Origin of the sequence: Thermophilibacter mediterraneus, from assembly GCF_900119385.1 — a bacterium.
Taxonomy (GTDB): domain Bacteria; phylum Actinomycetota; class Coriobacteriia; order Coriobacteriales; family Atopobiaceae; genus Thermophilibacter; species Thermophilibacter mediterraneus.
On sequence record NZ_FPKO01000009.1, the window covers coordinates 1,133,792 to 1,158,852 of the forward strand.

The 25,061-nt window shown below is 68.4% G+C and carries 20 protein-coding genes and 1 riboswitch; of the genes, 16 read left to right on the forward strand and 4 right to left on the reverse strand.

The genetic code is table 11. The features are described 5' to 3' along the window. Positions 1-56 precede the first annotated feature (56 nt). Positions 57-755, forward strand: a complete 699-nt coding sequence (locus BQ7106_RS11055; RefSeq protein ID WP_072375022.1) for a hypothetical protein — start codon at positions 57-59, stop codon at positions 753-755. Positions 756-829: 74 nt separating this feature from the next. Further along, positions 830-1,279 carry a C-GCAxxG-C-C family (seleno)protein gene (locus tag BQ7106_RS09985; RefSeq protein WP_072375025.1) on the forward strand — a complete coding sequence of 150 codons (450 nt, stop codon included), beginning with the start codon at positions 830-832 and terminating at the stop codon, positions 1,277-1,279. 527 nt (positions 1,280-1,806) lie between these two features. Here BQ7106_RS09985 and BQ7106_RS09990 read toward each other — a convergent pair. Together BQ7106_RS09990 and BQ7106_RS09995 are read right to left on the reverse strand one after the other, a co-directional pair. After that, positions 1,807-2,403, reverse strand: coding sequence for a metal-dependent hydrolase (locus BQ7106_RS09990; RefSeq protein ID WP_072375028.1), 597 nt, complete (start codon positions 2,401-2,403; stop codon positions 1,807-1,809). Then, on the reverse strand, positions 2,400-2,993 hold the full coding sequence (locus BQ7106_RS09995) for a GNAT family N-acetyltransferase (RefSeq protein WP_072375030.1): 594 nt from the start codon (positions 2,991-2,993) through the stop codon (positions 2,400-2,402). Before BQ7106_RS09995 ends, BQ7106_RS09990 begins: the two co-directional genes overlap by 4 nt. A 194-nt stretch (positions 2,994-3,187) precedes the next feature. Beyond that, a riboswitch (TPP riboswitch) is annotated at positions 3,188-3,300 on the forward strand. Positions 3,301-3,353: 53 nt separating this feature from the next. Between BQ7106_RS09995 and BQ7106_RS10000 the strand changes: the two genes are divergently transcribed. The 8 genes from BQ7106_RS10000 to BQ7106_RS10035 all read left to right on the forward strand — a co-directional run bounded on the left by BQ7106_RS10000 (position 3,354) and on the right by BQ7106_RS10035 (position 11,593). Beyond that, entirely contained in the window at positions 3,354-3,695 is a 342-nt protein-coding gene (locus tag BQ7106_RS10000) for a thiamine-binding protein (protein WP_072375033.1), read from the forward strand. 58 nt (positions 3,696-3,753) lie between these two features. After that, positions 3,754-4,500: an ABC transporter permease gene (locus BQ7106_RS10005; RefSeq protein WP_072375573.1), complete on the forward strand. Its 747-nt coding sequence runs from the start codon at positions 3,754-3,756 to the stop codon at positions 4,498-4,500. After that, positions 4,490-5,569, forward strand: a complete 1,080-nt coding sequence (locus BQ7106_RS10010) for an ABC transporter substrate-binding protein (RefSeq protein ID WP_072375036.1) — start codon at positions 4,490-4,492, stop codon at positions 5,567-5,569. The genes BQ7106_RS10005 and BQ7106_RS10010 overlap by 11 nt, the downstream gene beginning before the upstream one ends. Positions 5,570-5,595: 26 nt before the next feature. Beyond that, entirely contained in the window at positions 5,596-6,402 is an 807-nt protein-coding gene (locus BQ7106_RS10015) for an ABC transporter ATP-binding protein (RefSeq protein WP_072375576.1), read from the forward strand. 406 nt (positions 6,403-6,808) lie between these two features. Then, positions 6,809-7,957 carry a hypothetical protein gene (locus tag BQ7106_RS10020; RefSeq protein WP_083527016.1) on the forward strand — a complete coding sequence of 383 codons (1,149 nt, stop codon included), beginning with the start codon at positions 6,809-6,811 and terminating at the stop codon, positions 7,955-7,957. 18 nt (positions 7,958-7,975) lie between these two features. Next, positions 7,976-9,589, forward strand: coding sequence for a vWA domain-containing protein (locus BQ7106_RS10025; RefSeq protein WP_072375042.1), 1,614 nt, complete (start codon positions 7,976-7,978; stop codon positions 9,587-9,589). Between the two features lie 66 nt (positions 9,590-9,655). Continuing rightward, the gene (locus tag BQ7106_RS10030; RefSeq protein ID WP_072375045.1) at positions 9,656-10,321 is read left to right on the forward strand and encodes a hypothetical protein; all 666 of its coding nucleotides are present in this window, start codon (positions 9,656-9,658) and stop codon (positions 10,319-10,321) included. Between the two features lie 81 nt (positions 10,322-10,402). Further along, positions 10,403-11,593, forward strand: a complete 1,191-nt coding sequence (locus BQ7106_RS10035; protein WP_072375048.1) for a toxic anion resistance protein — start codon at positions 10,403-10,405, stop codon at positions 11,591-11,593. A 64-nt stretch (positions 11,594-11,657) separates the two neighbouring features. Here BQ7106_RS10035 and BQ7106_RS10040 read toward each other — a convergent pair whose 3' ends face one another. Next, on the reverse strand, positions 11,658-12,398 hold the full coding sequence (locus BQ7106_RS10040; RefSeq protein ID WP_072375052.1) for a DeoR/GlpR family DNA-binding transcription regulator: 741 nt from the start codon (positions 12,396-12,398) through the stop codon (positions 11,658-11,660). 159 nt (positions 12,399-12,557) lie between these two features. Continuing rightward, positions 12,558-13,466 (reverse strand): glycyl-radical enzyme activating protein, encoded by a 909-nt coding sequence (locus tag BQ7106_RS10045; protein WP_072375055.1) that lies wholly within the window; start codon positions 13,464-13,466, stop codon positions 12,558-12,560. Between the two features lie 170 nt (positions 13,467-13,636). Between BQ7106_RS10045 and BQ7106_RS10050 the strand changes: the two genes are divergently transcribed. From BQ7106_RS10050 to BQ7106_RS10075, 6 genes are all read left to right on the forward strand, one after another. Continuing rightward, on the forward strand, positions 13,637-16,057 hold the full coding sequence (locus BQ7106_RS10050; protein WP_072375058.1) for a glycyl radical protein: 2,421 nt from the start codon (positions 13,637-13,639) through the stop codon (positions 16,055-16,057). Positions 16,058-16,108: 51 nt separating this feature from the next. Beyond that, complete coding sequence (locus BQ7106_RS10055; RefSeq protein ID WP_072375062.1) at positions 16,109-16,786, forward strand: transaldolase family protein; 678 nt, start codon at positions 16,109-16,111, stop codon at positions 16,784-16,786. A gap of 274 nt (positions 16,787-17,060) precedes the next feature. Beyond that, entirely contained in the window at positions 17,061-21,032 is a 3,972-nt protein-coding gene (locus BQ7106_RS10060) for a S8 family serine peptidase (RefSeq protein ID WP_072375066.1), read from the forward strand. A 500-nt stretch (positions 21,033-21,532) separates the two neighbouring features. Beyond that, a complete protein-coding gene (locus BQ7106_RS10065; protein ID WP_072375069.1) occupies positions 21,533-22,159 on the forward strand; it encodes a recombinase family protein in 627 nt (208 codons plus the stop codon). A gap of 414 nt (positions 22,160-22,573) precedes the next feature. Further along, positions 22,574-22,768 (forward strand): hypothetical protein, encoded by a 195-nt coding sequence (locus BQ7106_RS10925; protein ID WP_129583849.1) that lies wholly within the window; start codon positions 22,574-22,576, stop codon positions 22,766-22,768. A 37-nt stretch (positions 22,769-22,805) separates the two neighbouring features. Then, positions 22,806-24,494: a hypothetical protein gene (locus BQ7106_RS10075; RefSeq protein WP_072375075.1), complete on the forward strand. Its 1,689-nt coding sequence runs from the start codon at positions 22,806-22,808 to the stop codon at positions 24,492-24,494. The last annotated feature ends 567 nt before the right edge of the window (positions 24,495-25,061 follow it).

The window sequence follows — 25,061 nt, forward strand, 5'->3', positions numbered from 1 at the left end:
TGTATGACCATGGACGCCGTGTCCGTTCGCACGTCGCGTGAGGAGGCTGCATCAGGATGGCAGGCGACTTCGACCCTCTCGGGTTTGTCGGGGGACTGGTCAACGATGCGGGCAACGCCGTCCAGGGCGCGGTGGGCGCCGTGGCGAGCGGGGCCGGCGAGGTCGCCCAGGGGGCGGTCGGCGCGGTGGGCCAGGGAATCGGCGCGGTCGGGGACGCCGTCGGCGGCGTGATCGAGGACGTCTTCGGCCCCGACCAGGCAGACCACAAGAGGGGGCAGCTCTCGACGCCACGGCTCGAGCCGCGTTACGCGCCGAGGGTCAGGGGCGACGTGAGGTTCCTTCTCCCCAAGGACGTCGAGGTGCGCCGGGTGACGCGGGGCATCGACGGCAAGCCGTTCGAGGGCCGCCCGCAGAATCTGAGGATGGACCTCGACGGCGTCACCCTCATGGCGTCGACGAAGCCGCTCGCCCACAAGGCCGAGCGGATTCCCGTCAGCAACGTGGCCCTGTTCCAGCAGGGCGAGAAGCCCGAGTCAAACCCGCTGCTCGCCGCGCTGATGGTGGGCGTGCTCGGCTCGCCCGTGCTGGGACTCGTCGTCCTGCTCGGGTCGATGGCGCCGCAGGACCGCGGCGTCTGGTACCTCTACGTGCTCAGGCACGACGGCGGGGAGGACCTCTTCAAGCTCGGGAGTCGCGAGGACGGCGACAGGGTCGTCGAGTTTCTCGACGGCTACATGCTGCCCGAGACCCCCTAGGGCATGTCCGCCCCGCTCGCGCGCACGCGGGCGGTCGCCTAGAATGTGCGAGGCACCTGACGAGAGGGGATGACATGCGCGACACCGTGAGCATCGAGGCCGTGTCCGCCGCCGCACGAGCCTACAACCTGCCGGGACCCGACCACAGGAACTGCGGCGAGTCCGTGATCCTGGCGCTCTACGAGGCGTTCGAGCCCGACCTTCCTCCCCAGGTCGTCTCGGTGGGGGCGGGGATGGGCGCCGGCGTGGGCGGTTCCGGCTGCATCTGCGGCGCGCTCAACGGCGGCGTGGCGTTTATCGGCCTCATGGTGGGGACCAAGGAGCGCGCCAAGCCGCTCGCCGCCGAGCTGCACGACGCGTTCCGCGAGGGCACCGCGCGCCATGCTACGTGCTGCCGCGTCCTCACGCGCGGCATGGAGTGGACGAGCCCCGAGCGAATCTCCCAGTGCCAGGACCACTGCGCGCTCGCGGCCGCGGCGACCGCGCGGATCCTCTGCCGCGAGCTTGGGGTGCGGGAGGCCTGAGCGACCGGCGGCGAGCCCCGGGCCCCGAGTACCGAGCAGCGAGCCCCGGGCCCGACCGCGAGCCCGACCGCGACTGCGAGCCCCAGGCCCGACCGCGAGCCCGACTCTTGACCCCGGGCCCCGCGATTGGGTACTCCGCCCCATGTCCACGGCCCGGGATTGGGCGCTTCGGTCACGAATCCCCCGCGATTGGGTGCTCAGCCATTTGACAGAGGGCTCGTTTTGGGCTCTGGGGGCTGCAAAATGTCAGCTTGTGCGGCCGATTGGGTGGAAGCCCGTCGTTTAGCCTGAGCCTCGCTCAGCGGATGGTACCCAATCGCAGGGGGTTTCTCCCCATTTGGCACTTCTGGAATGCATCTCCACCCAATCACCCGGGCTCTGTGGCAGCGAGCATCAACGGGCAGCGAGCATCAACGGGCAGCGGGCGCCAGCGGGCAGCGGGCGCCAGCGGGCAGCGGGCGCCAGCGGACAGCGAGCACCAAGGGGCGGCGAGCGCCAGCGGCCGCGCGGGCCCGCGATCCCGGCGCTCACAGGACGGCACGAACGCCCGCGAGCAGACCGCCCACGAGAAGGCAGGCGTCCACCACGCCACCTGAGGAACAGAGTCCCAGGCAGAAGCCGCGCGAGAGCGGCCAGAGCAGGCGGACCGGCCGCTTGTTGAGCAGGTCGAGCACGAGGTGGGAGGCCATGCCGATGGCAACGGGTGCTGCGAGCGGGGGACAGGCGAGCCACGTCGCGGCGGCGAGGGCGGCGAGAGCGGCAAGCGAGTGCGAGGGTCCGCGATGGGCCGAGAGCCGGGCGGCGCAGAAGAGGCCCGCCAGCGCGACGGCCCCGAGCGCGACCGGAGCCATGCCCCGCGCAGCGGCCGCGCGCAGCAGCGTCCCGCCCTGCGCCGCGTCGAGAGCGACGGCGCCCGCGAGCATGGCGGCTGCGGCCACGCGCGCGGCGCGGTCCCGAAGCGGGTGCGCCGAGCTCTTCACGTCGAGGTCGGGAAAGACGCCGCCTGCGGCTCCGCCGGCAGCGGCGAGGGCGAGCGCCGGTACCGTCGCGGCCGCCGGCATGGCCGATGAGGCTGCGACGAGTGCGGCTGCGGCGCCAACCACAACGTGCGTCCTGCCGGTCACCGTGCCCCACCGTTCTTGTCGGCACCCGCGTTCTTCTCGTCCGTGGGCGCGGTGCGGTACCAGACCTCGTTGTCGGTCCAGACGCCTTCCTCCAGGACAAAGCCCCGGCGCACCCCCTCGAGCTCGAAGCCGTTTTTGGCGAGCACGCGACGGGACGCGGGGTTGTCGAGGTTGACGTGGGCCTCGAGACGGTGAAACCCCAGGTGAAGAAGACCGATTCGCGCGAGCGCCCCGACCAGCTCGGTGCCCAGGCCCATCTCCCAGTGCGTGTTGTGCAGCGTGTACCCGATCTTGGCGAGCTGCAGGTCATCGCGCAGCAGCGTCGTGACGTCGCAGTAGCCGACCGAGCTTCCGTCCGCGGCGAGAAAGACGTTGAGCATGCGGCAGCAGTCAGCCTCCGCCTCGCGCCGACGGCGCCCGAGCAGGCCTTCGTACCAGGATCGCGTCATGAACGAGGTGTCGAGCGACCCCTCGTCGAAGCGGTTTCTCGCGGGTCCGCACGAGGCGAACCCGGAGACGAACGCCTCGTAGTCACTCGGCCGGAGCGCTCGGATGACGAGACGCTCGGTTCTCTCGACGATCCTGTCCAATGGGTCACCTCCCTTGTCTGCCCATCCATGATACCCGCCGGCACGCGCGACTCGGGAGGGCCGGTCGAGCGGGTGCGGAGGAGGGCGCGGCGGGGACTTCCGTCGCCCGGCCGCGCAGCTCACCCAACCCGCCCGCGCCCGCCCGACCCCCCGCGCAAAGAAACTCCGCCGCGGGCGCAACAGTGCTACACTACCAATCGAAAGCGGGGGGCTGGCGCACGCCGGCTGAGATTGGGCCCAGGATCGCGGCCCTGACCCATAACCTGATCCGGGTAATGCCGGCGTAGGGACCTTAGGCAGTGCGCTCGCGAGGCACCTACGGAGAGTGGGTGCCTTTTTTGCACCCGGAAGGGAGGGCGCGTGAACTGCTCGATCGCAATCCAGTTCCTGCCCATGGACGCCACGACCGACGACGCCACCTGTGACGCCGTCGACGCGGTGATCGCCTACATCGACTCGACGGGCGTCGACTACTTCGTCGGCCCGTTCGAGACGGCCATCGAGGGCGACTACGAGACCTGCATGGAGATCCTCAAGAACTGCCAGCTCGTGGGCGCCAAGGCCGGGTGCCGCCACATGATGACCTACGCCAAGATCAACTTCAGGCCCTCGGGCGACGTCATGTCCACCGAGCGCAAGGTGGGCAAGTACCACCCCGGGGACCCGGAGTTCGCCGAGAAGAGCCCGTCGGCGGCGGCCTAGCATGGCGCGCCCGGCCGCATCGCCGACGTCCGCAGCGCCCCGCGCGCGTCGCGTCGCGATGCCGCTCGCGACCATCGCCGTCCTTCTCGTCGTGTGGCAGGCCGCGGTGGTCACGGGCCTCGTGCCCAACTTCTTGCTCCCCACGCCGGTGCAGGTGGTCCAGGCGCTCGCGGAGGACGCCGCGCTGCTCGCCTCGCACTGCGTGACGACGCTCGCCGAGGCCGCCGCCGGCCTTGCCGCAGGCGTTGCCCTGGGCTTTGCGTTTGCGGTGCTCATGGACCGCTTCGAGGGGTTCTACCTGGCCTTCGAGCCGCTCATGACCATCTCGCAGACCATTCCCACCGTGGCCATAGCGCCGCTTCTGGTGCTGTGGCTCGGCTACGGGGCGCTGCCCAAGGTCGTGCTCGTGATCGTGTCGACGTTCTTCCCGATCACGGTGTCGCTCGCCTCGGGCTTCCGCTCCGTGGACCCCGACGTCATCGACCTCATGCGCACGATGAACGCCTCGCGCTGGCAGATCTTCTGGTACGCCAAGCTGCCCGCCGCGGCCGAGCAGTTCTTCAGCGGCCTCAAGATCTCGGCCACCTACGCCATCGTGGGCGCCGTCATCGCCGAGTGGCTGGGCGGCAACGAGGGCCTGGGCGTCTACATGACGCGCGTCCGCAAGTCCTTCTCTTACGACCGCATGTTCGCCGCGATCATCGTCATCTCCGCGCTGTCGCTTGCCCTCATGAAGCTCGTTGAGCTGGCACAGCGCCTCTGCATGCCCTGGAAGCGGGCAGAAAGGAAGAGCAATGAGCGATAAGAACCTCTCCAAGAACCTCTTCAAGAGCCTCAGCCGCCGCCAGTTCGTCGCCGCCTCCGGCGCCGTCGCGGCCACCGCGGCGCTCGCCGCCTGCAACAACAGCTCCGGGACCGTCGAGGGCCCGGACGGCACGGCCTCCTCGGACGACAGCGCCGGCGACGCCGACAAGACCAAGATCTCCTTCGTCCTCGACTACACGCCCAACACCAACCACACCGGCATCTACGTCGCGCTGGCCAACGGCTACTTCGCCGACGAGGGCCTCGACGTCGAGATCGTGCAGCCGCCCGCGGACGGCGCGGACGCCCTCATCGGTGCCGGCGGGGCCCAGATGGGCGTCTCCTACCAGGACTACATCGCCAACAACCTGGCCTCCGACCAGCCGATGCCCTACTCGGCCGTGGCCGCCGTCATCCAGCACAACACCTCCGGCATCATGAGCCGCGCCGAGGACGGCATCACGCACCCCGCGGCGATGGAGGGGCACACCTACGCCACCTGGAACATGCCCGTCGAGCAGGCCACGGTCCAGCACTGCGTCGAGGCGGACGGCGGCGACTGGTCCAAGGTCGAGCTCGTGCCTTACGAGGTCGACGACGAGGTCTCGGGCCTGCGCGCCAACATGTTCGACACCGTGTGGGTCTACGAGGCCTGGGCCGTCCAGAACGCCGTGGTGCAGGGCTTCGACCACAACTACTTCAGCTTCATCTCCATCGACCCGGTCTTCGACTACTACACGCCGGTCATCGCCGCCAACGACGACTTCGCCGCCGAGAACCCCGAGGCCGTGCGGGCGTTCCTGCGCGCGGCCAAGAGGGGCTACGAGTACGCGATCGAGAACCCCGACGGCGCCGCGGACATCCTCTGCGAGCAGGTGCCCGAGCTCGACTCCGACCTCGTCCACCAGAGCCAGGCCTACCTGGCCGACCAGTACACCGCCGACGCCGAGAGCTGGGGCGTCATCGACCCCGAGCGCTGGGCGGCGTTCTACCAGTGGCTCAATGACAACGACCTCGTCGCCAACCAGCTCGACGTCAACGCCGGCTACGACCTCTCCTTCCTGGAGTAGCGGTGAGCGCGGCGAGCGGGGCGACGATGCCGAGGAGCGTGGGGCGCGCGGCTGCGGAGCTCGCGGCGGACCAACCCGTCGCCCCTGCCCTCGAGGCGCGTGACCTGACGCTCTCCTGGGACGGCGAGCACGTCGTCGTCCAGGGCGTCGACGTGACGGTCGCCCCCGGGGAGGTCTGCTGCCTCGTGGGGCGCTCCGGCTGCGGCAAGACCACCATCCTGCACGCGCTCGCCGGCCTCACGACCCCCATGGCCGGCCGCGTCCTCCTGCACGGGGAGGACGTGACCGGCCGGCCGGGCCGCGTGAGCTACATGCTCCAGAAGGACCTGCTGCTGCCGAGCAGGCGCATCATCGACAACGTGTGCCTGCCGCTCGTGCTCTCCGGCATGCGCCGCACCGAGGCCCGCGCCAAGGCGGCCCCGCTCTTCGAGCGCTTCGGCCTCGCGGGGTGCGAGCTCAAGTGGCCGAGCGAGCTCTCCGGCGGCATGCGCCAGCGCGCGGCCTTCCTGCGCACCTACCTCATGGGGGCTGACGTGACGCTGCTCGACGAGCCCTTCTCGGCCCTCGACGCCATCACGCGCGTCGAGGTGCGCCACTGGTTCGTCGACGTGGTCGCCGAGCTGGGGCTCTCGGCGCTCGTGATCACGCACGACGTGGACGAGGCCGTCTCGATGGCGAGCCGCGTCTACGTGCTCGCGGGGTCGCCCGCAGCCGGCGTGCCGAGCCGCGTCGTCGGCGAGGTGGCCGTGACGCGCCCCGCGGGCGCGCCGAGCTTCGAGCTCACCGACGAGTACCTCGCCGCCAAGCGCGAGGTCATGGCGCTGCTGGGCTAGGCGGGGCGTCGGGCGGGACCACGCTAGCGTGCGAGCGCCGCACCCAGCACGTGCCGCACCGACGTGCCTCGGGCATTGCCCCGCGCCAAACGCACGAAATCGGGGGCGAAGCCGTGCGCTTGGGGCGGACTATGTCGAATCGCCGCGGGCGGCCCGCCAGGCCGGCTGCGGCGTATGGAAGGCGCGACCGCGCACACCTTCAAAATCAGAGCTCGTCTACACCCAAAACGCGAAGGTGTGCGCGGTCGGGCCACGACGAGCGCACGCTCCCGCCCGGCCGCGCGGGCGCGTCATGCTCGCGTAAGGCCCGCGTAATGCTCGCGCAAGGCTCGCCCCCGGCGCCCGCCCGCGCACCCTCCCCGGACGTATCGTTGTGGTAAGGATGCGTTCAGGTAGGGGAGGTGGCGTGGGAGCTCGAGCCAAGACGCTGATCGCCGGCGTGGCCCTCATCGTCGCCGCGGTCGTGGTGGCGGGTGCCATCGCGCTCCTGTCCGGCGAGTCGGGAGGGGGCTCCCCGTCCCCCGACCCCTCGACCGACCAGGCCGAGGAGCTCACCGTCGTCCGAGGGGTCATCGGCTCGGAGAAGGAGTCTCTCTTCGCCGACCCCGAGGCCCGGGCCATCTTCGCCCGCTACGGCCTCGACGTGCAGGTCACGACCTCGGGCTCCTGGGCCATGGCGGAGCGCCCCGGCATCGAGGAGGCGGACTTCGCCTCCCCCTCCTCGGAGATCGCCGCCGCGCACCTCGTCGACGTCCACGGGGACGCGGTCCTCTCCACCACCCGGCCCTTCTACTCTCCGCTCGCCCTGGCGACGGGCGACGCCGCCCTCGACGTCCTGTCGCAGAACGGCATCGCGGAGCAGCGCGACGGCGTGTGGTACCTCGACATGGCGGCCTACCTCGACGCCGTGGCAGCGGGCAGGCGCTGGACGGACCTCGTCGGGTCGGACGCGTACCCCTCGAGCCGAAACGTCATGGTCACCACGACCGACGTGCGCTCCTCGAACTCGGCGCTCATGTACCTGTGCCTCGCAAGCTACGTGCTCAACGGCAACGCGGTCGTGACGAGCGAGGACGCCGCCCGGCGGCAGGCCTCCGACTCGCTCGCCCGCCTCTTCCTCGACCAGGGGTACTCGCAGTCGTCCTCCTCGGGGCCGTGGGAGTCCTTCCTCTCCAAGGGGCCCATGAACCAGCCGCTCACCCTCATCTACGAGAGCCAGTACCTCGAGGCGCAGATGAACGAGCCCGCCCGCGTGACCTCGTCCATGAGGATCTGCTACCCCTCGCCCACGATCTTCTCGGACCACGTGGTCGTGGCCTTCTCGGAGGCCGGCCAGCGGGTCCAGGACGTCCTCGAGAACGACGCCGACATGGCGCGCGTCATCGCGCGGCACGGCTTCAGGCTCAACGGCGCCAACTCGGCCGCCTTCGCCGAGACGGTGAGCGGGGCGTCCCTCACCGGGTACGCGGAGGACGGGACCTTCATCGACGCCGCGCAGGCCCCCAGCTACGAGGTGGCCGACGCCATGCTCCAGACCATCGAGGCGCTCTACTAGCGCGAGGGGAGAAGAACCATGAGACCAGCACCCGTCCCGCGGCGCCACGCCCTCGTCGTCCTTCTCGCCCTGCTCTGCGCCATCGCGAGCGCGCTCGCGCTGCCCGCCTGCTCGGCGCCCGACGAGCCCGCTGACGACGCCCCCGCGACCCAGGGGGCGTCGGGCGGTGACGACCCCTCCGTCGACGGCGCCACGCTTCGCGTGCTCGCCGGGTCCGAGGTCAAGGACATGGAGGGCATCCTCGAGGACGCCCAGGACGAGCTCGGCGTCACGGTCGAGCTCGAGTACATGGGCACGCTCGACGGCACGGAGGCCGTGATGGCGGGCGAGGGCGACTACGACGCCACGTGGTTCCCGTCCAACGCCTACATGTCGCTCTTCGACGAGAAGGGCTCGCTCGTGAGCCAGGAGACGTCGATCATGCGCACGCCCGTCGTGCTGGGCGTGCGGGCCGATCGCGCCGCCGAGCTGGGCTGGGACGAGCGGAGCCCGACGTGGGCCGAGGTCGTCGACGCCGCCGCCTCGGGGGAGTTCCGCTACGGCATGTCGAGCCCGGTCTCGTCCAACAGCGGCTTCTCGGCGCTCGTGGAGCTCGCCACGGCGCTCTCGGGCACGGGTGCGGCCATCACCGCCGACGATGTCGAGGCGGTGGCCGCGGACCTCACGCGCTTCGCGCAGGGGCAGGCGCTCACGAGCGGCTCGTCGGGCTGGCTCATGGACGCCTACGGCAACGACCCCTCGGCGGTGGACGGCGTCTTCAACTACGAGTCCCTGGTCCTGGCGGACCCCGGCCTCGTCGAGGTGATCCCCCAGGACGGCGTCATCACCGCCGACTACCCGCTCACGCTGCTCTCGGGCCGTGGCGACCGGGCCGAGGCGGCCTACCGCGCGCTCGTGGACTACCTGCGGCGCGACGACGTCCAGCGGCGCATCGCCGACGAGACGCTGCGCCGGACCGACGCCACCACGGCCGACGACGCCACGGAGGCCTTCGAGATCCCCTTCCCCAACCGCCTCGAGACGGTGAGGGCGCTGCTCTCGAGCTGGGTCTCCGACGTGCGCAAGCCCGCCAACATGGTCTTCCAGATCGACACCTCGGGCTCGATGGAGGGTTCGCGGCTCGACTCCCTCAAGGCGGCGCTCGGCTCGCTCACGGACACGGGCGCCGAGGGGACGGGCTCGCTTCTGACCTTCCAGCCGCGCGAGACGGTGCACTTCGTGGAGTTCGCCACCTCGGTCAAGGACGAGCGCGACATCACGGTCGGCGAGGACGGGAACCTCTCCGACGTGGGCGACTACGTCCGGGGGCTCGTCGCGTCCGGCAGCACCGCGATCTACGGGACGCTCGAGCGCTCCCTCGAGCTTGCGGCACGGACCCGCTCCGACGCGAACGTGACCTCCGTCGTGCTCTTCTCGGACGGCGAGAACCTCGAGTCGCCGGACCTCGCCGCGTTCAGGTCATGGTACGAGGCCACGCCCGAGGTCCATGGCATCCCGGTGTACGCGATCTTGTTCGGCGAGGCGAGCAGGGACGAGATGGAGCAGCTCGCCGAGCTCACGGGCGGGCGCGTCTTCGACGCGGCGGACGGGGATCTCACCGCCGCCTTCAAGGAGATTCGCGGCTATCTGTAGGCGAGGGCGGGCCGGCTCCGCCGAGGGCGGGCGCCGGGTCGGGCGAGGAGAGAGCGGGAGGGGTCGATGCGGGGCGAGAGGGTCATGGCGATCGGGGTGTCCGTGGCGGTTCTCGCGGTCTTCTGCGCCGCCGCCCTTCTCGTCGCGGGCGTCGCTGCCCGCGTTGGGCTCGTCGCGGCGGGCGCCCTCATGTCGGCGGGGTCGTGGCTGCTGCTCACCTCGCTCAACATGCCGAGCCACGTGGCCGCCATCGACCTCGAGGCGCTCGTGGGCGCCGACCCCGCCCTCAAGGAGTCCGCGGAGGCCGTGAACGAGATGGCGGCGCGCATCGAGGGCGCGTGCGCGGCGGACGAGCCCCGGGGCATCGCCGCCGAGGCCGAGCCCCTCCGCGCCCTCGTGGCGTCCATGGTCGAGCTCGTGGGCCTGCCCGAGCTCGCGTCCGCCGGGGCGGAGGAGGACCGTCGCCTCGTGCTCTCGCTCGCGACGACCTGGCTGCCGGGCGCCTGGGAGCAGCTCGTCACCAACGTGCGCTACCTCGGCTTCGGCGGGCGCGCGAGCTCTCGCGCGCGCCGCAACGTCACGGCGCTCGACGGGCAGTGCGCCGACGTGGCGGGCGCGCTCGACCTCGTGCGCGCGCGCATCGTGGAGGGCGCCTCCACCCAGATCGAGACCGGCGCCGACTACCTGAGGCAGCGCCTCGGGCACCGCCCGAGCGAGCTCGACGTGAGCTGACGTCCCGCGTGCCCCGACCGCCTCGCGGCCGCGGGCGCGCCTGCCGCCCGACCCCACCTGCCCCCCATGAAAGGAGACCCCATGTCCGATGACCTTCTCAGCGCGCCCGACGACCGCTTCGACCTCGAGGCGACCCCGGCGCCCGAGCCGGTGCGCGTCGAGGGCGCGCTCTCGCAGGTGCCCGCCCCCGACGCCGCGGAGCTCCGGCGCCTGAGCGACAACGCCGGCTCCTGGGTCGCGCGCGTGGCGACCCTGCCGCCCCAGAGCCTCGAGTTCAAGCAGGAGGTCGACGCCATCTACGAGGTGGGCGCCGACGCCTTCTGCGAGACCAGCAGCACCTCGAGCCGCTTCCTCGAGCAGTCCCTGGCTACGTCCAGGTCCGGGGGAGCGCAGCAGGAGGTCTCCAGGAGCCTCGTCGACCTGCGCAACGAGGTCGACGAGCTCGCGCCGGGCGAGGACACCTTCGCCGAGCGCCTGCTGGGGGCGCTGCCCCTCGCGAGTCGCGTGAGGCGCTACTTCCGGCGCTACGAGTCCAACCAGGGCCAGCTCAACGCGATTCTGCTCGCGCTCGGCAAGGGGCAGGACCTGCTGCGCAAGGACAACGCCGCCCTCAACGTGGAGCGGCGCAGCCTCTGGGGCAACCTCGGGACCCTGAGGCGCGCCTACGAGCTGCTGACCGGCATCGACGACGCTCTCGTGGAGCGCATCGAGCGCGAGCGGGCCGCGGGCAACGCCGAGCTCGCCGCCTCGCTCGAGCGCGACGCGCTGTTCGCCGTGCGCCAGCGCCGCCAGGACGTGCAGACCCAGGCGGCGGTGACCATCCAGGCCTACCTCTCGATGGGGATCATCCAGCAGAACAACGACCAGCTGGTCCGAGGCGTCGAGCGCGCCAAGACCACCACGGTGACCGCGCTGCGCACCGCCGTGATCGTCGCGCAGTCGCTCGAGAACCAGAAGCTCGTGCTCGACCAGATCGACGCCGTCAACAGGACCACCGACGCCATGATCGACCGCACGAGCAAGCTGCTGCAGGAGAACTCCCTGCGCACGCAGCAGCAGGCCGTCTCGAGCGGCGTCTCGCCCGAGACGCTGAGGCGCGCATACGACGCGGTCTTCTCGACGCTCGACGGCATCGACAGGTTCCGCGAGCAGGCCAACGAGTCCTTTGCCAAGACGATCGACGTGCTGAGCGAGCAGCTGGAGCGGGCTCGCGACTACGCCGAGCGGATGAATCGCGACGGGGAGGGCGCCTCGCCGGAACCGGGGGAGTGACGCGACGGAGTGGGACACCGGGGACGGAGCGGTGACAATCCCCCCGTCCCCGTGTCATCACGTGTCACAGGGTCGTGACGCCGGCCGCGGCGAGCTCGTCGCGCACCGCGGCCCCGATCCGGTCGTCGGTGATCACGCAGACGTCCTTCTCGCCCAGCGCGAGCGGGACGGTCCCGTGGCGCCCGAACTTCTCGCTCTCCGTGAGGATGACGACGCGCTCGGCGTGCGACGCCATGTCGCGCACGGCCTGGGCGCGCATCTGGTCCGAGTTGGTGAAGCCGGTGCGCGTCGAGAAGCCGTCGGTCCCGGCGAAGAGCAGGTCGACGTAGAAGCCCTCGGCGCACGCCCTCACCATGGGCCCCACCATGACCTGGGCGTCCTTCTGGTAGATTCCGCCGAGGAGGACGACCTGGACGGTGGGGGCGTCGCGGACGTAGCCGGCGATGAAGGCGCTGTTGGTGACCACGGTGACGTCTCGCCCCGCCGCGGCGAGCTCGGCCACGAGCAGGGCGCAGCAGCTCCCGCTCTCCACCATGATGGTGTCGCCGTCGCGCACGAGCTCCGCCGCGCGGCGGGCGATCCGGCGCTTCTCCTCGTAGTGGTACGCGAGGCGCCCCTCCACGTTGTCGGCGCTCCTGAGCACGGCCCACCCGTGCTCGCGGCGGATGAGGCCGCGCCGCTCGAGCTCGGTGAGGTCCTTGCGCATGGTCACCTGCGAGACTCCGAGCACCTCGGCGAGCTCGGTCACCTCCACGCGCTCGCGCTCGGTCAGGATCTCGAGGATGCGGTTGGTGCGTGAGGGCATGACAGTCTCCTTTGAACGGTATCACGAAAGTATATCCGTTCAATTTGCTTTCGAACGAAATTGCTTCAGAAAGACCCCTCCGACCGACCGCGCACACCCTCCGTCCCGAGCCTGGATTGGCCCCGAAACGGCAGGGTGTGCGCGGTCGGGCGGGGTGCCCTAGAAGAAGGCGTCGACCCCCGCGTCCAGGTACGCCCGGCGAAACTCCTCCAGGTCCTCCTCGTGCAGGTTGGTCAGGCCGTGGAGGCGGTAGTCGCGCCCCAGCCGGTCGTACTTGCTCTCGCCGAAGTTGTGGAAGGGGAGGAGCTGCACGCGCGTCGCGCCCACCTCGCGCAGGCGATCGGCGAGGCGGCGCGCGTCGTCAACAGAGTCGTTGAAGCCCGGGATGACGGGCGTGCGCACGAGCACGTCCACCCCGCGCTCGATCGCGCGGCGCGTGTTTGCGAGGATGAGCTCGTTGGTGACGCCCGTGCCCTCGCGGTGCGCCGCGGCGTCCCAGTGCTTCATGTCGATGTAGGCGTGGTCCAGGAGCGCGCACACGCGATCGAAGTCGGCCGGGGCCACGTGCGCCGTGGTCTCCACGTTGGTGTCGACGCCCGCCTCGCGCAGCATCCCAAGCAGCTCGACGCAGAAGTCCGGCCAGGTGAGCGGCTCGCCGCCCGAGAGCGTGACCCCGCCTCCGCTCTGCTGGTAGAAGGGCTCGTCCTGCATGCACTCCTCGAGGACGTCCCCCGTGGTCCGGGTGCGCCCGGCCACGCTGAGCGCGCGCCCGGGGCAGCCCGCGACGGCGGCGCCGGCCTCGGGGGACCCGGCGTCCACGGCGCGCACGTCCACGTGGCGCTTTCCGCCCGTCTGTGCCGCCGGGGCCCCGGGGCACGCGGCGAGGCACGCCCCGCACCCCACGCAGCCCTTCTCGTCCCACTCGAGCTGGGGCGCCCGGGCCTGGCTCTCGGGGTTGGAGCACCAGTAGCAGCGCAGCGGGCACCCCTTGAGGAAGACCACGGTCCGGATGCCCGGCCCGTCGTCGAGGCTGAACTTCTGGACGTTGAACACGGTTGCGGACTGCATGGCGGCTCCTCCTGCGTCGGCGGCTGGGCGGGCGAGCGGTTCCTATCGTCGGCTCAATGGTAGTGAACTTACGAACGAAAGTAAATCGTATTACGAACATTGACAGCGGTTCTTCTCGCTGATATAACGATCATTGTAGGCAAGACGTCCCAGGAGAAGGGGAGTCCCAGATGTCCCAGACCAACGCGAGCCACTTCGGAGAGCTCACGCCGCGCATGCGGGCGTTCAGGGAGGAGATGCTCGACGAGAGGCCCTACATTGACGCCGAGCGCGCCGTCCTGGCCACCGAGGCGTACCGCGCCAACCAGAGCCAGCCCAACGTCATGAAGCGCGCGCTCATGCTCGAGAAGATCCTCGACAACATGTCCATCTACATCGAGGACAAGACGCTCATCGTGGGCAACCAGGCGACCAAGAACAGGAACGCCCCGATCTTCCCCGAGTACACCATGGAGTTCGTGATCGACGAGCTCGACACCTTCGAGAAGCGCGACGGCGACGTCTTCTACATCACCGACCAGACCAAGGCCCAGCTCCGCGAGCTCGCGCCCTTCTGGGAGAACAACAACCTGCGCGCCCGCGGCGAGGCCCTTCTGCCCGACGAGGTGCAGGTCTACATGGAGACCGGCGTCTTCGGCATGGAGGGCAAGCTCAACGCGGGCGACGCCCACCTGGCCGTCAACTACGCCCGCGTGCTCAAGGACGGCCTCGCCGGCTACGAGGAGCGCGTCCGCGAGCTGAAGGGCGCGCTCGACCTCACCGACCCCGACGCCATCGACAAGTACGTCTTCTACAAGGCCGTTCTCGTGGTGATCGCCGCCGTGCGCCGCTTCGCGCTGCGCTACGCCGCGCTCGCCCGCGAGACGGCCGCCTCCGAGGCCGACCCCGCCCGCGCCGCCGAGCTGCTCCAGATCGCCGAGACCTGCGAGCGCGTGCCCTACGAGCCGGCCCGCTCCTTCCGCGAGGCAGTCCAGTCCGTCTGGTTCATCCAGCTCATCCTGCAGATCGAGTCCAACGGCCACAGCCTCTCCTACGGCCGCTTCGACCAGTACATGTTCCCGTACTACGAGGCCGACGTCGCCTCCGGCGCCATCACCGAGGACGAGGCCCTCGAGCTGCTCACGTGCCTGTGGATCAAGACGCTCTCGATCAACAAGGTCCGCAGCCAGGCCCACACCTTCTCCTCGGCCGGCAGCCCCATGTACCAGAACGTCACCATCGGCGGTCAGACCCCCGACAAGCATGACGCCGTCAACGCGCTCTCGTTCCTCGTGCTGCGCTCCGTCGCGCAGACCCGCCTCACCCAGCCCAACCTCACGGTGCGCTACCACGCCAACCTCAACAAGGAGTTCTACGACGAGTGCATCGAGGTCGTGAAGCTCGGCTTTGGCATGCCCGCCTTCAACAACGACGAGGTGATCATCCCCTCGTTCATCAACTGGGGCGTCGCCGAGGAGGACGCGTACAACTACTCCGCCATCGGGTGCGTCGAGACGGCCGTGCCGGGCAAGTGGGGATATCGCTGCACGGGCATGAGCTACGTCAACTTCCCGCGCATGCTGCTCGTGGCCATGAACGACGGCGTGGACGTGACCTCGGGCAAGCGCTTCGCCAAGGGCTACGGCAACTTCCGCGACATGAAGAGCTACGACGAGCTCATGGACGCCTGGGACAAGACCGTGCGCGAGGTGACCCGCGCCAGCGTCATCGTCGAGAACGCCATCGACAAGGCCTCCGAGCGCGACGTGCCCGACATCCTGTGCTCCGCCCTCACCGACGACTGCATCGGCCGCGGCAAGACCATCAAGGAGGGCGGCGCGGTCTACGACTTCATCTCGGGCCTCCAGGTGGGCATCGCCAACATGGCCGACTCGCTCGCCGCGATCAAGAAGCTCGTCTTCGACGAGGGCCGCATCACGCCGGCCGAGCTCGCCGACGCCCTCGAGAGCGACTTCGCGGGCGAGGAGGGCGAGCGCATCCGCCAGATGCTCGTCAACGACGCCCCCAAGTACGGCAACGACGACGACTCCGTCGACCAGCTCGTCGTGGACGCCTACGACTCCTACATCGACGAGATCGCCAAGTACCCCAACACCCGCCACGGCCGCGGGCCCGTCGGCGGCATCCGCTACGCCGGCACCTCCTCGATCAGCGCCAACGTGGGCCAGGGCATGGGTACCATGGCCACCCCCGACGGCCGCCACGCGCACGACCCGCTCGCCGAGGGGTGCAGCCCGGCGCACAACGCCGACACCCACGGCCCCACCGCGGTGTTCAAGTCGGTCTCGAAGCTCCCCACCGAGAAGATCACCGGCGGCGTGCTGCTCAACCAGAAGGTCACCCCGGCGACCCTGGCCTCCGAGCGCAACAAGCAGAAGCTCGAGATGCTCATCTCCACCTTCTTTGACCGCCTGCACGGCTACCACGTCCAGTACAACGTCGTCGACCGCGCCACGCTGATCGACGCCCAGGAGCACCCCGAGCGCCACAAGGACCTGATCGTGCGCGTCGCCGGCTACTCCGCCTTCTTCAACGTGCTCTCCCGCGCCACCCAGGACGACATCATCGCCCGCACCGAGCAGACCCTGTAACATGTGGAAAAGGGACAGGCACTTTTCCACCCCCAGCGAAAGGAACCACGCATGAAGCTCATCATTGACGACGCCGACGTCAGCGCGATCAGGCACCTGGTCGAGTACTACCCCGTCGACGGCGTGACCACCAACCCCTCCATCCTGGCCAAGTCCGGCCGTCAGCCCTTCGAGGTCCTGCGCGAGATCCGCGACATCATCGGTCCCGACATGGAGCTGCACGCCCAGGTCGTGGCGCGCGACGCCGAGGGCATGGTCGCCGACGGCCGGCGCATCGTGGCCGAGCTCGGAGAGAACACCTTCCCCAAGGTCCCGAGCGTCCCGGAGGGCTTCAAGGCCATGCGCCAGCTCGTCGCCGAGGGCATCAAGGTGACCGCGACCGCCATCTACACCCCCATGCAGGCGTTCCTCGCGGCCAAGTCCGGCGCCTCCTACGCCGCCCCCTACATCAACCGCATCGACAACATGGGCTTTGACGGCGTGGGCGTCGCCATGGAGATCCACGACATCTTCCAGGCCAACAACCTGCCCTGCGAGGTGCTCGCCGCGAGCTTCAAGAACTCCCAGCAGGTGCTCGAGCTCGCCCGCTACGGCGTCGGCGCGGTGACGGCGGCCCCCTCCGTGATCGAGGGCCTGGTCAAGAACGCCGCCATCGATGCGGCCGTGGACGCCTTCACGGCCGACTTCGAGGGCCTCGTCGGCGTGGGCAAGACGATGGCCGACCTGTAGGGCCCGGCGAGAAGGACCTCGGCAAGAAGGACCTCGGCGATAAGAGCCTTGGCAAGAAGAGCCTCCCGCCGCAGACGGGGGAGCGCCTAGGGATGCCGGCCAACGGGGCCGTCCGCGACGCGCGGACGGCCCCGTTTCTGTCCCTCCCCGCGGCGCGCGGGGCTCCAGGTCTCCGCTGCGTTCGAATTCGTCCTCGTTTGTCTAAAGCTCGCGCCCGCGGTCCGTCCGCGCAGTAGAGTGGGGGACATCTGAATCCCAGCGGAAAGGAACGCGCATGAAGCGACCTCCCCTCGGACGCCGGGCGCTCAGGTGCGCGCTCGGCGCCGTTCTGGCGTGCGGGCTCGTGCCCTCGGCGGCGCTCGCCGTGCCGGCAGCGTCGGACCTGATGGCAGCCATGACGAGGGCCGCCTCGGATGACGGCGAGGACGCCCAGGCGGCCGTGCCCGGCCAGGCGATCGTCCTGTACCGCGCCTCCGACGCCGCCTCGGTGAGGCTGCTCGACTCCGCGAACGCCGACGAGCTCGCGAGCGCCGGCTTCGAGGTCGCCCAGGAGTGGGACTTCTCCGCCGTCGACCGCGCCCTCGACCAGGGCGTCGTCAGGCTCCAGAGCGACGAGGGGGGCTCCGGCGCGGTCCCGTCCGGCGCCGACCTGCGCGTCGCGCTCGTCGAGCGCGAGGGCGCCGACGCCGACGACCTGGTCGCCGAGCTCGAGGCGCTCGACTTCGTGGTGGCGGCGCAGCCGAACTACGTCGTCACGCTCGACGGCGTCACGCCCGACGACGCCCTGTACGACGGGTGGCAGTACAACATGACGAGCGAGGACGCGGGCATCGACCTCGAGGCCGCGCTCGCCGCCCGCGGCGAGGCGCCCGCGACCGCCGAGAACGTCGTTGCCGTGATCGACACGGGCGTCGACGTCTCTCACCCCGATCTCGTCGATCATATGTGGAAGAACCCCGGCATCGAGGGCCTGCCCGGCGAGGCGGGGTCGTGCGGCTACGACTTCGGCGGAAACGACGACGATCCGACGCCGGGCGCCACGACGCTCGCCTCCCACGGCACCCACTGCGCCGGCGTCGTCGCCGGCGTCCAGAACAACGGCGAGGGCGTCGCGGGCGCGAGCTCCGACACCAAGGTCATGGCGCTGAGGGTCGACACCGATGCCGTCCCTGGCATTTTTTACACGAACAGCATCGTCTCCGCGTACGAGTACCTCATCGGCGCGGCGCTCTCCGGAGAGCACGTCGTCGCGGTCAACGACTCGTGGTCGTCCGGCAGCTACCTCCCCGTGTTCGACTACCTGGTGAACCAGGCGGGCAGGCTCGGCATCCTGTCCGTGTTCGCCGCGGGCAACGACAGCCGTGACACGAACGACGCGGAATCCAGCATGACCATCGGTCTGGAGAGCCCGTATGCGGTCGTCGTCGCCTCGAGCAACAAGGTGAACGCCCTCTCGACCTTCTCGAACTACAACGAGACGGACGTCGACCTCGCGCTGCCGGGCTCCAACATCATGTCTACCGTCAGCACCGACGCCGCCCACGCGTACTTCTCTCCCAGCGTGTCGCTTGCCTCGGGCGAGGACCTCGAGTACGTGAATGACTTCTCTGACTACTCCATGGATTCGGACGCCTACCAGACCGTGATCTACGATGCCGACGGGAACCCCGTCTCACCTGACGTCGAGGACGCGTTCACCGTCGAGCGGGTCTCGGACGCGGGGCATGGTCTGCCCGGCCTCAGGGTGACGTTCGACCCCTCCAGGGCGGATGGGAGCGTCATGTATACGGTGCGGATCACATGGAGCGTCGACAACCCGTTTGTCGGCACGACGCACGTGGCGCAGGACTACGCGATCGGTGCGGGCGGCGTCCTCGACCCATCGTCCCCCGCCAACACCTTGGCGTACGTCACTCCGGGTCTCGCTGTCATGCAAGGCGACGAGAGCGTCACGCTCCAGGATCCGCTCTCCTACACCCAGTATGTCGTCGATCAGAGCGCCATCGGCGGAACGTCCCTTGTCGCAATCGACACCGAGAGTGAGCAGCTGACCGGCTGCTTCTGGCTCGATCTCATGACCCTCGACGGTGCCCCGCTGGACGGGAAGGTCACCTTCTACGTCGAGCCCTACGGCATCGGTCTGGTGGACGGCGAGGGCGTTGACGACGAGACGAGCGACTACGCCCCCTACGGCGAGATGAGCGGGACGTCCATGTCCGCCCCCATGGCGGCGGGCACCATCGGCCAGCTGGCCGCGCTCCATCCCGAGGAGAGTGCGCTCGAGCTGCGCGGCAGGCTGGTCGGCTCGACCGTCCCGCTGAGCACGACGACCTATGGGGGCGTCGAGAAGCACACGGCGACCGACGGCCGCTTTGATTGGAACGTGGCGCTCGATGACGACGCCGTCAGCGCGAACACGTGGTCAGTCGACGCCGACCCGGCGACGGGCACGCTCACCGTGCACGGCTACGCCCTCGGCGACGCGAACGTCGCCCTCGACGGCGAGGCAGTCCCCTGCGCGGAGCAGGACGACGGAGAGCTGACCTTCGTGGCGCCCGCCGACGTCTTCGACGGCAAGGAGCACCGCATCGACGTGACCGACCGCTCGACCGGCCGCACCCATCGCGCCTCCTACGGCCTGCCCGCGCTTGACGCGTCCTTTGACCTTGCGCGGACCGACGACCTTCCCGGCGACGGGGCGGAGCAGGCCACCGGCGTCCTGGTGAGCGCCGGGGACGCGCTGTACTTCGCCGACACGCGGGGCGCCTACCTGTACCGCTCGGATCGACCCGGAAGCGGGGCCTGGACCGCCTGCGCCGCGCCCGAGGGACTGTGGTACGAAGGCAACACGGACGCGCGGTCCTCGATAGCCTACGCGTTTGTCGGTGACGACCTCGTCGCCACCACGGCTGACGTGACCGACGGGGGCGACGTCGTCGCGTTCTCGGCCACCTACAACGCCGAGAAGGACGAGTGGGGCCCCTATCGGAGCGTCGATGGCGTTGCGGCCCCGGAGCGCATCGATGGCGCGCCGGCTGTCCGCACGAGGGAGAACACGACGACGGTCGTAGGCGCGACGACGATCGATGACACCGCCTACGCGCTCGTAGGCGCCGCCCTCTATGATGATGAGACGGGCATTGTGGGTACGAGCTACACGCTGGTCTCCCAGGACGGCGTCGACGGGGGGCTCTCCGCGACCGTGCTTCAGATCGAGCAGCTCCAGGGCATCTACTTCCTGCCGTCGACGCCCGTTGCACATGACGGCGCGATCTATGCGCTCGGCTCGATTCTGGGCGCGGGTGACCCCTCGGCAACCTACGAGCTGCATGCGTACGTCATCGATCCGGTGAGCGGGGCAGTCGAGGACCGCGGCGTCATCGAGGGCGCGGCGTCCTGCACCCTCGATGAGCTCCAGAGCCTCGACAAGGTCGCCCTTGTCCCCTTTGAGGACGGCGCGCTCCTGTTCAGTGTGTCCCTGGAGGGCACTCGCGACACGCTGTACGTCGATCTCGAGACCCTCAGCATCCCGACCTCGGCATGGATCGGTGCCAGTGGCGCCACGGGAGTCGTCGCCACGTCCGCCGCGACCCATGACGGGACGATCTATCTGAGCGCCCTCGATCGTGTCGGCGACGCAGGCTCCGCGTCCGCCGCGCTGTACACGCTGCCCTATGCTGCCGTGGAGCAGCTCTCGGGCGAGTCCTGCCCGACCGAGGGCTTCTCCGACGTGGATGGGCTCGCGTGGTACCACGAGGCCGTGGACTGGGCGGTGGAGAACGGCGTGCTGAACGGCTACGGCGAGGGCGGCGAGTCCCTCGGACCGGTGGCCGACGTCACCCGCGCCGAGATGGCGCAGATGCTGTGGAACCGGGCCGGCAGGCCCGAGGCGGAGGCGGACCTGTCCGCGTTCACGGACGTCGCGTCAGACGGCTGGTACGCCCCGGCGCTCGAGTGGTGCGTCTCCGAGGGGATCTTCTCCGGCTACGGCGACACCTTCGGCACCGAGCGCACGATCTCGCGCGAGGAGGCCGCGACCGTCCTCTGGCGCCTCTCCGGCAGCCCCGAGGCCGACGCCGACCTCTCCGGCTACGGCGACGCCTCCAGCGTGTCCGAGTACGCGACCGGCGCCATCGAGTGGGCGGTCGCCGAGGGCGTCCTCACCGGCAAGGGCGGAGTCGCCCTCGACCCGCAGGCGGGCTGCACCCGCGGCGAGGTCGCCGCGATGATGATGCGCATGGCTTGACACTGGCGTCAGGTCATAGTGTCAAGTCGGTCATAGTGTCAAGTCCTCGCTGGGAGGGCATCGGGGGCCGACGGCCGGGGACGGCATCGACATCGAAACGGAGCGGACTGCGAAAACAGGGCCGAATCGGCGGCGTTTTTCGCAGGATGCTCCGCCTCGGCGCGGGGGCAGGAAGGAGGGGCCGGCGGGCCGCGGGTGGGCACGCGGAGCCCGAAGTCCGTCGATGAGTGGGTTTATCTACCACAAGACTGGTATACAACTGGGCCCCCGGAGCCGTGGGAACGGTTCCAAGGGTCGGTTGTATACCAGTCTTGTGGTAGATAACTCGGGGCGAGAGGGGGCAGAGGCCCGCCGGCGTCGGCGGGCCGCGTCCCCGTCAGGTCATAGTGTCAAGTTGACACTATGACCTGACGCCAGCGTCAAGCCTCCTCGCCAGCCAACCATTCCGATGGGGGTATGGCAGCTCTGACAGCTGCTGACCCCCTTCGGAAGGAGACCTCATGGCGACCTACGGCTACGTGCGCGTGTCGAGCAGGGACCAGAACGTGAACCGGCAGCTCGACGCGCTGGGAGCGTTCCCCGTCTCGTCCGAGAACATCTTCGTCGACCACATGAGCGGAAAGGACTTCGATCGTCCGAGCTACCAGAGGCTCGTCGGTCTGCTGGCTCCCGGCGACCTCGTGGTGGTGTCGAGCATCGACCGGTTGGGGAGGGACTACGAGGAGATCATCGCCCAGTGGCGTCGCATAACGCACGACCTCGGGGCCGACATCGTCGTGCTCGACATGCCGCTGCTGGACACCCGTGCCCCCGCGGCGGCCGGCGGCGTGACCGGCCGTTTCATCTCCGACCTCGTCCTGCAGGTGCTCTCGTACGTGGCGCAGGTCGAGCGCGAGAACATCCGACGTCGCCAGGCCGAGGGCATCGCCGCGGCCCGCGCGCGCGGAACGCGGTTCGGGCGGCCACGAAAGGAGCGTCCCGACCACTACCGGGAGGTGCTGTGCAGCTACGAACTCGGCGAGCTCTCAAAGACCAGGGCGGCCTCCCTGCTCTCGGTGAGCAGGTCGACGTTCGACAGGTGGCGCGAGCAGGAAGACCCCTCGCAGCCTCGTGCGAGCGGAATGTAACAGGCGCGTCAGCGCCCGGTCAGAAAGGTAGACTTTTTCGACCGACGTCACCGTGAGGGCTTGTCGGGGTGCCGAGCGTACCCCGCATGTTGCAGCGCTCGGCAAATGCCCAGCTAGGTCAGTGTCCCCTCTCAAGCTCTTCACAAAATGAACACCTGAATGCGACCTTAACACTCGTGACTGAAAAAGTCTGCTTTTCCGACCGCGGGCGGGAGGTGGACGGTGTCGAGCAGGGCAAGAGGTCCAGAGGGCGTCGTCGCCCCTCCTCCCAGGTCCCGTGGGGCGGGAAGGCCGCATCTCACCAAGAGCCAGCAGGCAATTCTTCGTCTGATCGCGGGCGAGACCGCTCTCAACGGCGGGCTGTGCGCGTCCAAGCGCGAGCTCGCAGCAGCCGTGGAGAAGAGCGTGCGCACCGTGGACATCGCCATCTCCGTGCTGCGCGGGGAAGGGCTCATCGTCGCGGAGCCGCGCTTCGAGAGCAGCGGCGCGCAGTGCGCGAGCTTCTATCGCCTTAGCTATCCGACGGATGTCGTTGACGTGGGGCCGGCAGAAGACCCGGCCCGCCACTTAGCCAGCGAGAAGGACGAAAGGAGGTTCGAGGAAACGTAATGACCGAAGGAGCGAGAAGAACGACAAGGAGGAACGCATGAGAAAGAGATTGTTCGCGACCCTGATGCTCGCGGCGGGTATGCTGTTTGCGGCACCCGCGACGGCGCTGGCAGATGGAATCACAATGAGTGGGGAGGTCACGGGCGGAACCGTCACGGTCGATAACACCTCAAACACGATTACCGTCTCTGGTGATGCGACCATGAACGGCACGGGTAACGCCTTCACCATTAATGCCAATACGACGCTCGAGTTCGGCCCTGGCGCAACGCTCGCGCTCACAGGCTACGATAACGCCTTCGTGGTCAGCGGTGCCACGCTCTCCGGTGGCGGCTGGAACATCACCGACGGCGACGGCATGGACCTGTTCAGGCTCCAGTCGGGCGGAAAGCTCAGCATCGACGACGATGTTACCCTTACCGGCAATGGGACCGATGCCGCAACGGATACGATTGCCGCAAGCCGCGCTATCGTGCTCGAAAGCGGCTCTGGCCAGGAGGTCGCTCTGGCTGACGGACAAACGCTTACTGCCAACGGCTTCTATCGTGGCATGGAGACCGGTGGAGCGTCCGGCTACACCATTAGTGGCCAGAACAGTGAAACCAGCATCTTTGACTTCTCCGACAACGACTGTGGCATGGCCCTCAGCTATTTCGACTCCAGCGCCACATACAAGAACTGCAAGCTCGAGGTCTCTGACTGCCTGACGAGCGGTATCTTCATGCGTCAGGACAACGCCGCGCTTGCGGGGCTGACGATCGACGGCGTGTGGATTAACTGCGTGAACGACGAGAACCTTGATCAGGCGGATATCGCCATTCGCTTCCACAGCAATGACTTCACCATCAAGGACTCGAAGATCAATATCCAGAATGCTTGGAACACCGGCCTGTGGATTTGCGACGGCTGGAATGCCAACGAGAAGAACGAGATTCTGGATACCGAGATTATCGTGAATCATGTCGAGGACAATCAGGGCATCCTCGATATGTTCGGCGGAATCAATCATCGCAAGGGAATCACGTTCGTCCCGTATCGTCGCTGGGAGATTAGTGGGTGCACGATTAGTCTGACGAACACCGGCGAGGGCGGAATTAACATTGCAAGCGATCCGCAGCTTAATCGTAATGGCTCGATTTTGCCGTCAAGCTGGACTGTGACCCCGGGGATGCACGGCGGTCACGTGGTGCTTGAAGATACGCGCGTGACCACGTCGGGTATTCTGGGTGCTGACTTGGGTGTTCAGGCTGGTCAATGGCTTGAGATTGGTGAGGGTACCGTAATTGATAATGGTCATGCGTCAGACCACTACACGGTTCTCTGCGATGATCTCGATCAGGGTTATCCTGTGCAGGTGCCCCTCTTCGGACTTCAGTTTGTACAGTACGACACAAGCGGGATGTCTGAGGAGAATAAATCCTCTGACCGAATTAAGGTAACTGGTGGCAGCTTCTGGTCAACGAGGGAAGAGGGGGTTACGTACCCTGGGACGGACTACAGCTTCTTCGAACAGAGCATTCCGGTAAATGCCGACGGCGAAAATCTTGTTATGGTAGAGGTGACGCCGGACCAGCTTCCCTCCCTCGTGTCTGACGATGGAAGAATTACCGTGATGAAGGCCGGCGGCGGTGAGTATGACTATTACCTGGGCTTTACGTCTGCGGAGGAGAGCTGCTATCTCTGGATTCCGGACGGCGCAACGCTCCAGAAGCCGGATGTTGAGTAACGAATGTTGGGTGATGTGCGATGAAACAGCTGAGACGCATTATTGCATGTGTTCTGATGGCGGCGTTCCTGTGCGTCGTAGGCATTGCGCCCGCGAATGCTTATGCGGTCGATGGTGAGCAGTTTCCGTATGGCATTATTTCATCTGACGGGAGTGTGCTTTCGGCTACGCAAATAACGCTGGATGAGGACTCCGCAATTGAGCAAGAGGCAGAAGAGCGCGGTGTTGGAGTATATATTGGAGGGGGCGCGCAATCTGGCTATGGCGCAGGAAAGTGCCTCTCCCCATTTGTTCTCGAGACGGCACCGGGTTTTGCTGTGGCTTCATTCTCGATGAATCTTCCCGGTGATGCGGACTCGACGATAGGCGGCAGTGAAATCGGCTACGCGTTCGTGCTACTTGTGCAGGATGCGGATGACGCAGATGGCCCCGTCGTTGCCTATCCTGTTGAGTTTACTTCGGTTAATTCGAAGCTCGAACTCTCAATTCCCACGTTTGGAGAGACGCTGAACTGTGCCCTCGCCCAGACTTTTCCCGATAGTGTATCTACGGGCGCTAAGACGCCCA